This window comes from Pseudomonas sp. GW821-FHT01A09, assembly GCF_058986725.1.
In genome coordinates this window covers 174648-190107 of sequence record NZ_JBYSWB010000007.1, presented here as the reverse complement: position 1 = coordinate 190107, position 15460 = coordinate 174648, and the positions used below count along the sequence as shown (strand labels likewise).

Annotated in this window: 2 protein-coding genes; both read right to left on the bottom strand. The window is 64.6% G+C overall.

Going from position 1 to position 15460, the window contains the following annotated elements:
- Window positions 1–150: 150 nt before the first annotated feature.
- On the bottom strand, window positions 151–3342 hold the full coding sequence (locus AC3WJP_RS11115; protein ID WP_493721315.1) for a non-ribosomal peptide synthetase: 3192 nt from the start codon (window positions 3340–3342) through the stop codon (window positions 151–153).
- Complete coding sequence (locus AC3WJP_RS11110) at window positions 3339–15455, bottom strand: amino acid adenylation domain-containing protein (protein WP_493721314.1); 12117 nt, start codon at window positions 15453–15455, stop codon at window positions 3339–3341. The genes AC3WJP_RS11115 and AC3WJP_RS11110 overlap by 4 nt, the downstream gene beginning before the upstream one ends.
- Window positions 15456–15460 lie beyond the last annotated feature (5 nt).

Here is a 15460-nt window from a genome sequence, read left to right as displayed (position 1 = left end):
GAGTTTCATTTTTTTATCCCGTATGTGGCAGATGCCCTGATTAATGCTCGCGGTAAGACGCAGACCGGCGAGCGAACCGGAACGCAAATCACTATCAAACGTGACAGCTGGTTTTTAGCGCCGGATAGCGAGCTATCCGGTTACGGCCCCTCACTCGCCCTGGTTACGCCGTTGCCTGGCCTGTTCTTCCAGGGCCGCACGCTGCGCAGGTGAGAGCCCTTCGAGTTGCAGGGTGACGCGCGCCGTCGCTTCGAGCTGTTGCTCATCGACATCGGGCAGGTCACGCAACGCCTGGGCGAGAGTGGCCACGCTGGGAGAGTCGAAAATCACTGCCGGGCTGACGTCGCGCCGCAGCAGCTTGCGCAAGCCCGCCGCCAGTTTTATCACCAGCAGCGAATGACCGCCGGCGGCGAAGAAGTCCTGGTGAATACTCAGGGTTTCGCGGCCCAGCAACATCGCCATACGCTTCATCAACAGCGTTTCCAGGGCATTGCGGGGCGCCGCCTGATGCTCCTCTCGTTCCAGCAGTGCACACTGCGTAAGTGCCCCCCGATCGACCTTGCCATTGGCCAGGCGCGGCAAACCCTCGAGGACTTCAATGCGGCGCGGCAGGGCTGCGGCAGGCAGACGCCGACTCAAGGCCTCGCGCAACGCCTCGGGCGCCCCAGGCCACGCCGCAGCCAATACGACAAAGGCCACAGGTTGCGCTGCCTCGCGTGTGCCGGCGTTGACGACCCCCGCTTCCTTGACGCCTTGCTGACTCAGCAGCTCGGCTTCTATCTCGCCCAGTTCGATGCGATAGCCATTGACCTTGACCTGTTGGTCCTTGCGTCCTTGCAGCACCACGCTGCCGTCCAGGCGATAACTCGCCAGGTCACCCGTGCGATACAGCCGCTCCCCTGAGTGAAACGGGCTGGCGATGAAGGCCTGCGCTTGCAGCGTCGAATCCAGATAGCCACGGCTGAGCTGGCGCCCGCCGATAAACAGTTCGCCCTGCACCCCGGCAGGCACCAGACGCCTGTACGAATCCAGCACATACACCTGATTGCCGGGCAGCACACGGCCCAGCGCGATAGGTGCCAGGCCAACATGTGCCAAGCTCAAAGCCTGCACCATGACCCCGACGGTGGCCTCGGTCGGTCCGTAATGATTGAACAACCGGCAATCCGGGCGAATCGTCAGAATACGCTCGATCAGGCTCGGCGCTGGCGGCTCGCCCCCCAGGATCACCGTCCCTGGCAAGGTGGGATGTTCAACATCCAGCAGCGCGGCAAGATGCGACGGGACGATTTTCAGACAATCGATCGGGGCGCCGGCCAGGTAGGCGGCAAATCGCTGCGGCGCGCGTACCGTTTCATCATCGGCTATATGCAGACAGGCACCGTTGTACAGGGAACCGAACAAGGTGGTGTGGCCCAGATCCGCCGCGACGCTAGAGGTGCAGGCGAAATGCGCACACTGCTGCAGGTCCAGGGTTTCGCTGACGCCGGCCAGGTAACCCGCCAATTGACGATGCTCGACGACCACCCCCTTCGGAGCGCCGGTGGAGCCCGACGTGAACAGCACATAGGCGGCTTGGTCTGCGTCCAAAGCTGGCAGGGGTTGAAGCGGTTCGTTCAAGGCGTCGATTGGGGTAGCCGGGTCGATGATGAGCAATTCCTCGGCCTGGAACAGCGCTCCCACCTCGGTCCGGCCGACCACGACTGCCACGCCCGCCTGCTGCGCCACCGTCAATTGCCGGGCTACGGGCCACTGCGGATCGAGCGGCACATAGGCGGCGCCCACGCGCCAGATGGCCAAGGCGGCCACTAGCCAGTCGGCGCTGCGGGGCAACGCGATCGCCACGTAGTCACCGGTGGCCACGCCCTGCTCTGTCAGGCGACCCGCCAGCCGGCTCACTTGCTGAGCCAACTGGGCATAGGTCAACCGCTGCGCGCCGCAGACCACCGCGCAATGATCGGGTATTTCCTGGAACCAACGCTCGATGCGCTGCACCAGTGAAGGCACCGGCGAGTCTTCGTGCGGCGGATTGAGGGCCAGGGCCAGCGCTTGCTCGGCAGCGCTGGCCAGATGCATGTGTTCGAGCGCGGTGGTGGCGTCGCCGATGATGTCATCGAGCAGTGCACGGTACTGCTCGAGAAGGCGCTCCATGCCCTGCTGCGGGTAGCAGTCGGGCAGAAAATCGAGCCAGACCTGGCCGGCAGCCGAAGCGCCACCCTGGACCTGCAGTAACAACTCGAATCGGTGCTGAGTCGATGGCAGGTCCGTCAGTTTCCAGCTGGCCGACCCCATGCGCACCGCTTCAGGCTCGCGCACGATGGCAAACCCATAGGGCGAAGTCTCGGCAGACAGCCGCGCGCTCCAGTACTCCTGCCAGTCGGCATGGTGCTCCAGCGTAGCCTTGAGGCTGGCGGCCCAAGTACTGAAGGATTGCTCGGGGTTCAGCTCGATAGCCAGGGGCAAGGACTTTTCCAGCACCCCGGCGCACTGTTCGAAGTACTCATAATCGCCTCGACCATCGTGACGCCATGCGCCCAGAAACTTCGTCTGCCCCATGACACGGCTCAGCAGCGCCCACCAGGCCGCTTGCATCAGCATCTCAGGCGCGATGCCACATGCCCTGCCCTGACGCTGAAGACCAACCTGCACATCACTGGTCAGCGCCATTCGCAGGCGTCTGACCGTACCGCCCCGCGCATTGCCCAGGCGCCAGGGCAAGCCTGTGGGCCGAAGTGCTCCGCGCAGATGCTCACGCCAGTAACCCTCGCCGGCCGCTGCATCCTCATCGATAACCGTCTCGGCACGCCATTCCAGGTACTGTTCGAAGCTGGCGTTGTCCTCCGGGGCATCTGCATCGGCCGCCTCGTAGAGCTCGATCAGACCTTGCATCAGCAGTGGCAGGCTCGCGTCATCGACCAGGCAACAGGCCACACCTATCACCAAGCGCCACTGGCGCTCCCCCAGGTGCAGCAGCAACGCCTCGGCCCAAGACCCGCTGGCCGCGCAAAACTCGCGCTGGCGCCACGCATCAAGGCGCTGTGAGTGCGGCTCGTGGGCCTCAACGACCACCAACGCTGGAGGTGTCTGCACGCCGGGGCAATACCGCACGCCATGGAACCCCACGACTGGCTTGATCCGCGCACCCAGTGCCGGATGCCGCGAGGGCAGCGCCTGCCAGGCCTGTCGCAGGCGCGCTAGATTCAACTCGCCGTCAATCTCCACCCTGCCCTGCCGGGCGGCCTGCTCCCAGGTCGTCGCCTGCTCGAACACCTCCCATTGCGCTTGTTGTTCCGGGCAAAGGGCAAAGCTGAGCTGTACGTCATCCATGATTGCATCAGTCATGCTTCGATCTCCTGGCACGCGTCGACAGGATCGGCGGACAACGGGGCCAGGCTCGAGCGTTTGAACATGTCCCCCATGGCCACGACGATTTTGCGTGGCCCCTCGAATGGGTCGCGGGCGTGAGCCACCAGCATGTTATCGAGCAAGATCACATCGCCCTGGCGCCAGTCGAAGCGCACGGCGCACGCCTCGTACAGCTCACCGATCAGTTGCATGACCTCATCCTCTATCGGTGAACCGTCGCCGTAGTAGACGTTACGGGGCATGCCCTCGAGTCCGAACATGGCCAACAGGTCTTCACGGACGTCGGCATCCAGGCAATGGATATGGTGCAACTGCACCTGATTGAAGAACGACCGGGCACCGGTCTGCGGGTGGGTGATGATCGCCGGGCTGGGTGTGCGAATCTGCAGGGCGTCGTCCGCCAGCCAACGCCACTGAATACCGGAAGCACGGCAGCGTGCCTCGACCTCGCTGCGCTGATCGGTCTTGAAGAAATGCTGCCAGGTGACATCCAGCTTGCCGGTGAAGGTGCGCACATAGAGCAGCCCCTCGCGCTCGAACTTCTCTCGCAACGCCAGGGGCAGGCGCTCGTACATCTGCCGGCAGTCCACCACTGGCGTGGCCCCACCCACTGGTGAAGGCAGCTCGCAGAAAAACAACTGCTTGCGCGGCCAGCTGTCCTGATGGGCGCTTTCGTTGTGAAAAAGAATCATCTTTTGCTCAGGATACGGGGTGGATCGATACGTATTCTGGCCGCCCTCCTTTTTCGGCAAGTCGCCGTAGTTGCCATAAAGACCCGGCTGAATCGCCTCGGCGAAGGCCTCGAACGCCTGGCTGTCGGCAATGGCGAAGCCACGGAACAGAATGCCGCCATGCCGGGCGAGCTTGTCCTCGAGATAGCCGCGATTGCCTTCGATCCACTGAATGATGTCCAGCGCGGGATCGAGGGGTTCGAGCAACAGAGGGAAATCCTGAGTCGGGACCAGCCGTGATTCGCGAGTCGCCGCCAACGGCGCCTTGAGCGCCTGCGGTTTTTTCTTCAGAAAAGTGTCGAGCTTGTTGGCTTTGCGCACCGCAGCGCCAACGGGCGCCGCCGATACAGGCTGGGTTTCCACAGGCATGTTCATGTCCTCCAGGGTGAGGTTCGGGTCATTGACGATCTGTTCGAGGATCGCGACCCAGCCATCCACGAACCTTTGCATAGCCGTGCGGGTGAACAATGCCGAGGCGTAGCGCCATTGGCCGTGCAGTGCCAGGTCAGGGGTCTGCTCTATGAACAGCGCCATGTCGAACTTCGCATAGTCGGCCTGGCTGGCCAGGGGCTCGACCCGCAACCCGTCGATCCCGGCAACACCCCCCGGTACGTTATTCATCACGAAAAGCACCTGTACCAGCGGTCCGACGCCCTGGTGACGCGGTACCTGGGCCGCCTCCACGATCATGTCGAAGGGCAGGTCTTGATGCTCGAAGGCCTCGAGCAAGGCGTCTCGGACCTGCGTCAGCAGTTGCGCGAAGCGAACGCCATCACGCGCCCGCGAACGCACCGGCAAGACGTTGACGAAGAAGCCGATCAGGCCTTCAAGTTCGGGTTGCTGGCGGCCGGCATAGTCGATGCCCACGACCACATCCTGGCTCCCCGTCAGCCGATGCAGGAAGCCATGGAACGCGGCGAGCAGGAGGTTGTAGAGGGTCACCCCGGCATCGCTCGCCACCCGAGAGAGCGACGCGGCGAGCGCTGCCGACAGATCGAACGACAGGCAATCACCCGCGTGACTGCGCTGCGGCGCCCGTGGCTGAGGCAGCGGTAAAGGCAAGTAACCGCTGTAGCCTTGCAACGCGTCACGCCAATAGCGTGTCTGGCGTTCCAGTACGCCAGTGCGCTCCAGTTCGTGCTGCCAGAGCGCGAAGTCCGAATACTGCAAGGGCAAGGCCGGCAGCGGCCGATCGTCGCCCGCGCGCAGACGCCCATAGAGTTCGACCAGCTCCCGGGCCAGCACCGCCATGGACCAGCCATCGGAAATGATGTGGTGCATGCAACACAGCAGCACGTGGGTCTTGGGTGCCAGGCGCAATACACGCATGCGCAGCAACGGCGCCTGCTCGAGGTCGACCGGCTGACGCTCGTTGTCCAGGACCCAGGCGTCGACCCGCGCTTGCTGAGTGCCGGCATCGAGCGCCGACAGGTCCTCGAGCGGCAGGTCTATGGTCAAGGTCGCACTGATCAAGGCCAGCGGATTGCCCTCCTCGTCCTGGCCGTACTGGGTGCGCAGCACTTCATGGCGGGCCACCAGCGCCTGCAGGCTGGCGCTCAGCAGCGGCACCGAAAGTTCGCCGTGCAAGCGCAGCGCCATGGGCATGCTGTAAGCCGCGGTGCCCGGCGTCAGTTGCTCGATCACCCACAACCGGCGCTGAGCCAGGGACAACGGCGCCGTGGTCTTGGCACCTCGCGGGTTCAAGGCCTGGGATGGCTGCTCCGGTACGCCGCCGCGTTCGACCAACAAGGCGCAAAAACCATCGAGGCGCGGCTGATCGAACAGGTCGCGCAGGCGTACCTGCGGTGCCAGGGGCCTCAGCCGCCCGACCACCTGGGTGGCCAGCAGCGAGTGCCCACCTGACTCGAAGAAGTTGTCGGCGAGACCGACACGTTCGAGCTTCAACAGCTGCGCCCAGATAGCGGCGACCTGTTGCTCGAACGCCGTGCGCGGCGCGACATAAGCCTGCTCCGGCAGCCCGGCCTCAGCCGGCGGCAAGGCCTTGCGATCGAGCTTGCCGTTGGCGGTCAGAGGCAGCGCCCCAAGCAACAGCAGATGTGCCGGCACCATGTAGTCCGGGAGGTTGCGCTTGAGCGTCGCGCGCAGTGTTTCACGCACCGCCGCCTGGCGCTCGGCGCTGTGCAGGACCTTGGCGTCGACCGGCACGATATAGGCCACCAATTGCGTGCCCGCTGGCCCTTCCTGAGCGAGCACGACGGCAGTACCGACCGCGGCGTGTGCTTGCAGGCACGCTTCGATTTCGCCCAGTTCGATACGAAACCCGCGAACCTTGACCTGCTGATCGATACGGCCGCTGTACTCGATCGCCCGGTCGTTGCGATAGCGCGCCAGATCACCCGTGCGGTAGAGTCGCCCACCCCCTGCTTCACTGCTATCGAAGGGGTCAGGAATGAATCGTTCGGCCGTCAGCCCAGGCCTGTGGTGATAGCCACGCGCCAGACCGGCCCGGCCCACGTGCAACTCGCCGTGACAGCCAGGGCCGACCGGGTCGAGGTCCGGACTGAGCAGGTACCAGGACAAATCGGCAATGACCTCTCCCAGCGGGCTGACGATGTTGCCCTGCAGGTCTGCGAGGGTGATTGGGCGGTAGCTGACATGCACCGTGGTCTCGGTGATGCCGTACATGTTGATCAGCCGTGGCTGGTGATCGCCGAACCGTTCGAACCACGGTGCCAGGCTTTTTACATCCAGCGCCTCGCCGCCGAAGATCACGTAGCGCAAGGCCAAGGCCTGGGGCGCGGCAGTCGCGACCGGTATCAACTGCCTGAAGGCTGAAGGGGTCTGATTGAGCACCGTGACCTTGGCGCTCGCCAACAAGGCATGAAAGTCCTCCGGCGCGCGCGCCACGTCCTTGGGCACGATGAGCGCCTTGGCACCGCTTACCAAGGCACCGAACAGTTCCCATACGGAAAAGTCGAACGCGTAGGAATGGAATACCGACCACACATCGCTGGCATCGAAGCTGAACCAGGCCTGGGTGGATTGAAACAGGCGCATGACGTTGTGGTGCGACAGCAGCGTGCCTTTGGGTTTGCCGGTCGAGCCTGAGGTGTAGATGACATACGCCAGGTTTTGCGCTGCCACACCCGTGTGCAGATCAGTTTCGCTATGAGCGCTGAACCAGTCTTGCGCGGCGCCCAGTTCCAATACCTGCAAGCTATGCAGCGCAGGCAAGCGACTTCGCACCGACGCCTGGGTGAGCAACAAGCGGATGCCACTGTCTTCGAGCTGATAAGCCAGACGGTCTTGCGGATAATCAGGATCCAGCGGCACATAGGCGCCGCCTGCCTTGAGGATCGCCAGCAGGCATACGACCATTTCCAGGCCGCGCTCGAGGGCTACCCCGACACGCACGTCGGGCGCCACGCCAAGCTCACGCAGCCGATGCGCCAACCGGTTGGCGTGACGATTGAGCTGTGCATAACTCAGCTGCTCGGCGCCGAACAGCAGCGCAGTCGCGTGCGGGGCATTACGCACTTGCCGCTCGATGGCCGCATGCAGGCAGGTGTCGGCGAGATAGGTGCACGGCCGCGCGTTCCAGTCCCGCAGAATCCGCTGACGCTCATCCGCGCCCAGCATCGGTAGATCACCGATTCTCTGCTGCGGTTGCGCGACGATGCTCTGCAGCAGCGTGAGCCAGTGCCCACTCAGGCGCACGATGGTATCGGCATCGAACAGGTCCGTGGCATAGGTCCAGGAGGCCAGCAACCGGGCATCGTCTTCGCAGGTATCCAAGGTCAAATCGAACTGTGAGGTACGCTGTTCTCGCGGCCAGTCTTCCAGCGTCAGCCCCGGCACGCTGCGCATGGCGCCCGGGCCTTGCGCCTGATGGTTGAACATCACTTGAAACAACGGGCTGTGGCTCTGACTGCGCTCGGGCTGCAAGTACTCGACCAACTGCTCGAACGGCAGATCCTGATGGGCCTGGGCTTGCAAGGCATGCTGCTTCACCTGGGCCAGCAGGCTGGCGAAGGTGGTGCTCGGGTCGAACTCGGCTTTCATCACCTGGGTATTGACGAAGAACCCGATGAGCCGCTCGGTTTCCAGCCGCGTGCGGTTGGCGACTGCGACACCGACCCGAATGTCCTCCTGACCACTGTAGCGGTGCAGTACGCTCTGCAGGCTCGCCAGCAGGACCATGAACAAGGTCGCCTGGTGCCGCTGCGCCAGGCGTTTCAAACTTGCCAGCAACACCTGATCCACCACTACGCCATGACGCGCCCCGGCGTCACGCCGAACCGCCGGACGCGGCCGATCGGTAGGCAGTTGCAGTACCGGCTGTTCGCCGCCCAGCTGCGCCAGCCAGTAATCGGTCTGACGCTGGCGCTCGCCACCGTCCATCCAGCGCCGTTGCCAGCGCGCATGATCGGCATACTGGAACGGCAACGGCGGCATCTCGATCTCGTGCCCGCGGCTGAAAGCCGCATAAAACGCCAGCAGTTCGTCGACCATGACCGGCATCGACCAGGCATCGGTCACGATGTGGTGCTGCGTCAGGACCAGCACGTGCTCGTCCTCGCTTCGTTGCAGCAGCGTAATACGCAACAGCGGACCTTTCTCCAGGTCGAACGGACGCCGGATATCGGTCTCGATACGCGCCTGCAGGGCCTGCTCGTCGAAAGCCTTCACGTCCTCCAACGTCAGCCAGCACGGCAACTGCCCATGGATCACTTGCAGCGCTTGCCCCTCTTCCTCGCGAAACGTCGTGCGCAACGGCTCATGCCGCGCGATCAAGGCATCGAAACTGCGCTGCAACGCGCTCACGTTCAACCTGCCCTGCAGCCGCAGTACGGCGGGAATATGGTAAGCCGCACTGGTCGGCTCCAGCTGCCAGAGGAACCACTGCCGCTGCTGAGCATAGGAAAGCGGCACAGGCGCCTGGCGACTCACCCGTTCGAATGCCGGTCCCGTCACCCCGCCCGACTGCTCGGCGAGCTGCACAAATGCCGCCAATGTCGGCGCTTCAAACAGACTGCGCAGCGGCAGTTCAATCGCAAGGCGCTGACGCACCCGAGAGATCAATTGCGTCGCCAGCAGCGAATGCCCGCCAAGCTCGAAGAAGTGATCGTTCAAGCCGACCTGGTCGATTTTCAACACCTCGGCCCAGATAGCGCCGACTTGCTGCTCCAGCGCGCTGCGCGGGGCTACGTACTGGTGCTGTAGCGGCGTGGCATCGGGTTTGGGCAATGCCTTGCGATCGACCTTGCCGTTGGGCGTCAACGGCATCGCGGCCAGGAACATCCAATGCGCCGGGATCATGTAGTCAGGCAGGTGGGATGTGAGGTGCTCGCGCAGTTCGGTGCGCAACGCGTCTTGCCGCTCAAGATCGGCGGTCACCAGATAGGCGACCAGTTGCTTGCCGCTTGCACCTTCGATATCCACAACCAAGGTCTCGCGAACGCCAGCATGCTCCTGCAACTTGGCCTCGATCTCGCCCAGCTCGATACGAAAACCGCGGATCTTCACCTGATGGTCGATACGGCCCACGTACTCGATCACCCCGGCGGCGCAATGTCGGGTCAGGTCGCCGGAGCGATACAAGCGGCCCCCGCCCTGCTCGCTGCGGTCGAATGGATCGGGGATAAAGCGCTCGGCGGTCAACGCCGGACGGTTGAAGTAACCCCGAGCCAGCAGGTCACCGCCGATGGTCAACTCGCCGATGGCGCCCTGGACCGTCAGATTGCCCTGGTTATCGAGCAGATAAATCGTGCGGCCCGGCAGCACCGTGCCGATCGGCATCAAGGTCGGCAGCGCCTCGGCGCCCGACAGATAGGCCGCACAGTCGTGGGTGCTGACCGTCACCGTGGCTTCGGTCGGGCCGTAGGTGTTGAGCAAACGCACATGGCCCAGCCCCGCTTGCTTCCAGGCCGCCACGCCTTCCGGTGCCATGGCCTCGCCGCCCGCATGCACCTGGCGCAAGCGCCCGTAGCTGCGCGGGCCGTGGTTGGCGAAGTCCTTGGCCAACATGAACCAGTAGGCGGTGGTCAGGTCGACCACGCTGATGTCCTGGGTCAACAGCTCGCGATAGAAGGTCTCGCTGTCCCATAGTTCCTTGCCGCGGATCACCACCCGCGCGCCGCAAATCAGCGCCGGGTACAGTTGCTCGACGAAGCCGTCGAAGTTGAAGGTGGCGAACTGCAGGATGCAGTCCTCGCTGCCCAGCCCGAAGAAGCCCAGCGACACCTGCGCGTGCTTGCTCAGCGCGTCATGGGAGATCGCCACGCCCTTGGGGCGTCCGGTGGAGCCGGAGGTGTACATCACGTAAGCGAGGTTGTCGGGGTGGGTGAGGTTGCGCGGATTGGCGGTGCTGTAGCCGTCCAGCCAGTCGCCGTCCCGTTCCAGCAACAGGCAGCGCACGGCCGCCGGGATCGCCAGTTGGGTGAGCAGATGGGATTGCGTCAGCAGCAACGGGATGCCGCTGTCTTCGATCATGTAGCTCAGGCGGTCCTGCGGGTATTCAGGATCGAGCGGTACATAGGCGCCACCGGCCTTGAGGATCGCCAGCAGGCCGACGATCAGCTCCAGACCGCGCTCCACGGCCACACCGACTCGGGTATCGGCACCGACGCCCAGCTCACGAAGCTTGTGGGCGAGCTGGTTGGCTTTGTCGTTTAGCGCCTGGTAGGTCAGTTCGTGCTCGCCAAATACCAGCGCGATGGCAGTCGGTGTCCGCTCGGCCTGGATCTCGATGAGGCGGTGGATGCAACGCTCGCCCGAATACCTCACCTCGCTGCGGTTCCAGTCGCCAACCATCTGCTGGTGCTCCTCAGCGCCCAGCATCGGCACATCCACCACTCGTAGATTCGGAGCCTGCCCAATCGCTTGCAAAACGTTGAACCAATGCCCCGCCAGGCGCTGGATCCGCTCGGCATCGAACAGATCGCACGCGTAGCCAAACGATGCCATGACGCCATCGGAGCGTTCGAGCGTATCCAGTGACAGATCGAACTGGGCGCTGTGCTCTGCCAGGTCGATTTCCTCGACCCTCAGCCCGTGCAGGCTACCGGTCGATACCTGATCGCCGACGTCACGCAGGTGGTTGTACATGACCTGGAACAACGGGTTGTGGCCCAATCCGCGTTCGGGCTTCAACGCCTCGACCAACACGTCGAAGGGCATGTCCTTGTTGGCTTGTGCCTCCAGGGTGGTGTCCCTGACGGTCTCCAGCAGCTGCGCGAAAGTCGCCGCAGGGTCGACCGCCACCCGCACGACCAGGGTGTTGACGAAAAAGCCGATCAGACCTTCGAGCTCAAGGCGATTGCGGTTGGTCACGGGCACGCCGACGTTGATCTTTTCCTTGCCGCTGTAGCGCGTCAGCACCAGGGCGAAGGCTGTCAGAAACACATGGAACAGGGTGGCATTGGCGGCGACGGCCAGATGGCGCAAGCGCTGCGCCAGATCGGCAGGCAGGCGCAGGTCGATACGCCCACCTTGATAGCTCTGTACCGACGGCCGCGGGCGATCGGCGGGCAGTTCAAGCACATCGAAGTCGGCCTCCAGCTTCTCGCGCCAGTAGGTCGATTGCGCTTGCAGCTGTCCTTCGGCCAGGCACTGATGCTGCCAACCGGCGTAATCCGCGTATTGCACCGGCAACGGCGGCATCTCCAGCAAGCTGCCATCGACCAGCGCGTTATAGGCCGCAGCGAACTCGCGGACCATGAGGCTCATCGACCAGCCATCAGAGACGATGTGGTGCAGCACCACCGCCAGCACGTGCTCCTCGGCGGCGATCTTGAACAAGGTGACGCGAAGCAGCGGCCCCTGAGCCAGATCGAAGCGGTGGCTGGCAGCGCGTTCGAGATGTGCGTGCAGGGCATCCGGCGTCGCGCTCAGGTCCACACGATCGACAGGCACGGCCGCTACGGGCAATACGCGCTGCCAGGTCTGGCCGTCCTGTTCGTCGAACACTGTACGCAGCGACTCGTGGCGGGCGACCAACGCATTCAACGCGCTCTGCAAAGCCTGCACGTCGAGCGCGCCTTGCAGCTTGACCGCCAGCGGTGTGTTGTAGGCCGTGCTCTGTGGATTGAGCTTCCAGAACAGCCACTGCCGATGCTGTGCGTGGGACAGCCTCAACGGTTGGGTGCGGTCGAGCCGCGGAATTACCGGCAGCGTCGCCTGCTCGGCGCCTTGCAGGACAGCGCTGAAGCCGCGCAGATCCCGCGTATCGAACACCACCCGCAACGCCACCTCCCGCTGCAACTGATGCCTGATGCGCGACACCACCTGAGTCGCCAACAACGAATGCCCGCCCAGCGCGAAAAAATTATCCTCCAGCCCGACGCGCTCGACCTGCAGTACCTGCGCCCAGATCGCCGCCACCTGCATCTGCAACTCGGTCTCGGGCGCGCAATAACGCGCCACCGCGGCGACCGGCGGCGGCAGCGCCTTGCTGTCCAGTTTGCCGTTGGCGGTGACGGGCAGGCGCTCCAGCGCCAGCCAATGCTGCGGCTGCAGATAGTCCGCCAGCAGCGGTTCGAGCCCAGCGCGCACGCGCTCGATAAAGGCAAGCTGTGCGGCCTGCTCCGGCGCCCAGATCGTCGGCACCAGCCAGGCTGCCAATTGCCGGTGCTCACCTTCGCCCACCTGCTTGACTACAGCGGCGGCGACGCCCGGCAGCTCAGCCAGGCGGCTTTCGATCTCGCCCAGTTCGACCCGGTAGCCGCGGATTTTTATCTGGCCGTCCCGGCGCCCGATAAAGGCCAGGGCGCCATCGCGCTGACGGCGCACCCAGTCGCCGCTGCGATACATCCGTTCGCCGTGGGCACTGGCCGGATCGGGGACGAAACGCTGCGCCGTCAGCCCTGGCTTGCCCAGGTATCCACGGGCCAGCCCTGCCCCGCTGATATACAGCTCGCCCCTGGCCGCGGCGGGCACCGGCTGCACGCCATCGGACAGCACCTGTACACGAATATTGGCCAGTGCCCGACCCAGCAGCGGCGCCCCGGCCAGCTCATGGGTGAGCACGCCGACGGTGGTTTCCGTCGGGCCATAGTGATTGATCACCCGCAGCACCGGCGCCAATGCGGTGACACGCTGCAACAGCGCCGGCGCCACGGCTTCGCCGCCGAGGATCAATACACGCCGAGGCAGCGCCGCCGCCCCCGCCGACAGCATGGCCTGCAAATGCGCGGGCACGATCTTCAAGGCGTCGATGGCGTGCTCGCGCATGTAGGTGGCGAACGCATCGGCATCCAGCACCTGGCGCTTGTCGAGCAGGTGCAGGGTTTTGCCGCCGCACAGCGCACCGAACAACAGGGTGTGGCCCAGGTCGGCGGCAGGCGTGGTGACCATGGCCAGGCTGCGCACCGCCTCCAGCGGCAGACGCTCGCCGATACCGAGTACATAGTTGAGCAGAGCGCCGTGGCTGACCGCGACGCCCTTGGGCATGCCGGTGGTGCCCGAGGTGTAGATCACATACGCAAGCTGCTCGGCGTGCATCGCCACAGGCGCCAGGGTAGCTGCGGGCCAGTCGAGGTCGAAGGCAATCAGCCGGACGTCGCCGGGCAGCTCGATATCGCGCCCCAGCACCAGTCTCACCTGGCTGTCGGCGAGCATGAAGGCCAGGCGCTGCGCCGGCTGGTCGGGCTCCAGCGGCAGGTAGGCGGCGCCGGCCTTGAGCACGGCGACAATGGCCACGAGCATGTCGATGGAGCGATCAGCCAGCACACCGATGCGCTGGTCAGGCTGCGCACCGTTGTCCAGCAGTACCTGGGCCAGGGCGTCAGAGCGCGCCTGCAGCGTGGCGTAAGTGAGGGTGCGGCCGGCACTGACGCCCGCCAGTTGCTGCGGATGGCGCGCAGCCGCGCGTTCGATCAAGGCGTGGATACTCACCGCCTCGCGCACGATCGGCGCGTCGCCGATGACTTCGCCCAGGCTCGACGCCAGCTCCGCGACGCGCCGGTGTGGCGTAGCGACCATGGCGCGCAGCACTTGCAGCCACTGTTCGCTCATGGCAGCGATGGTGTCGCCCTCGAACAGGTCCAACGCGTAGTTGAACACCGCGTGCAACTGGCCGGCGCTCTCGTAGGTGTCCAGCGCCAGGTCGAAACGCGCGCTGTGCCTGGCCTGGGCCAGCTTCTCGAGGGTCAGGCCGGACTGAGTGCGGATCTGCCCGGCGTCGGCGACAGCCGCCTGGTGGTTGAACAGCACCTGGAACAACGGGGCATGAGCGCTGCGGTCAAGCGCCAGCGCTTCGACCAGACGTTCGAAGGGCAGCTCCTGATGGGCCTGCGCACCCAGGGCGGTGGCCTTGATGCGGTCTAGCAGCTGGTGCACATCGCTGAGTGGATCGATCTCGGTGTGCAGCACCTGGGTGTTGATGAAGCAACCGATCAGGCCCTCGACTTCACCACGGTTGCGGTTGGCCACGGGCACGCCGACACGGATGACATCCTGGCCGCTGTAGCGCTGCAGCAGCACTTTGAAGGACGCCAGCAAGACCATGAACAGGGTCACGCCCTGGGCCTTGGCCAGCCCGCGCAGGCCCTCGGCGAGTGCCCCATCGATCGGGCACGGCAGACGCGCGCCGCGGTAGCTGGGCAGCGCCGGACGCTGACGATCGAGGGGCAGATCCAAGGGCGTATGCTCGTCACCCAACTGGGCCCGCCAGTACGCCAGTTGCCGATCCTGCTCGCCAGCCTCCAACCAGCTACGCTGCCACAGGGCATAGTCGCGGTACTGCACGGGCAAGGCGCCGAGGGCCGCAACGCTGGCGCTGCAGGCCGCGTCGTAGAGGCGCAGGAACTCCTCGATCAGCACGTTCAGCGACCAGCCATCGGCGACGATATGGTGCAAGGTCAGCAGCAGGACGTGCTCTTCGGCGGCCAGCGCCAGCAGTTGGACACGCAGCAACGGGCCCTGGACCAGATCGAAAGGTTCGCAGGCCTCGGCCTCGGCGATACGCGTGACCTGCGCTTCCCTCTCGTCAGGCTGCATGGCGCTGAGATCATGGCGCTGGATGCCCACGGCGAGCGCTTCGAGCACCTGCTGGCGGACCTGCCCATCGTCCTCGTGGAACAGGGTACGCAAGGTTTCGTGACGGGCCACCAGGCGGTTGAAGGCTTCGTGCAGCGCGGCGATATCCAGCGCGCCCTTCAAGCGCACCGCCATCGGCAGGTTGTAGGCGGCGCTGAGCGGGTCGAGCTGCCAGAGGAACCACATGCGCTGCTGCGCGTAAGACAAGCCATCGCGATCGGCGCTGGCGACATCGGCGGGGATGGGCAGCAGGGAAAAATCGACACCCTCTTGCTGCAACCCATCCAGGAACAACCGGCGTTTCTCCTTGGGCAGTTCGATAAAGCGGCGGGCGAGTTGCAGCGAGAGTTCGGCGTTCATGCGTT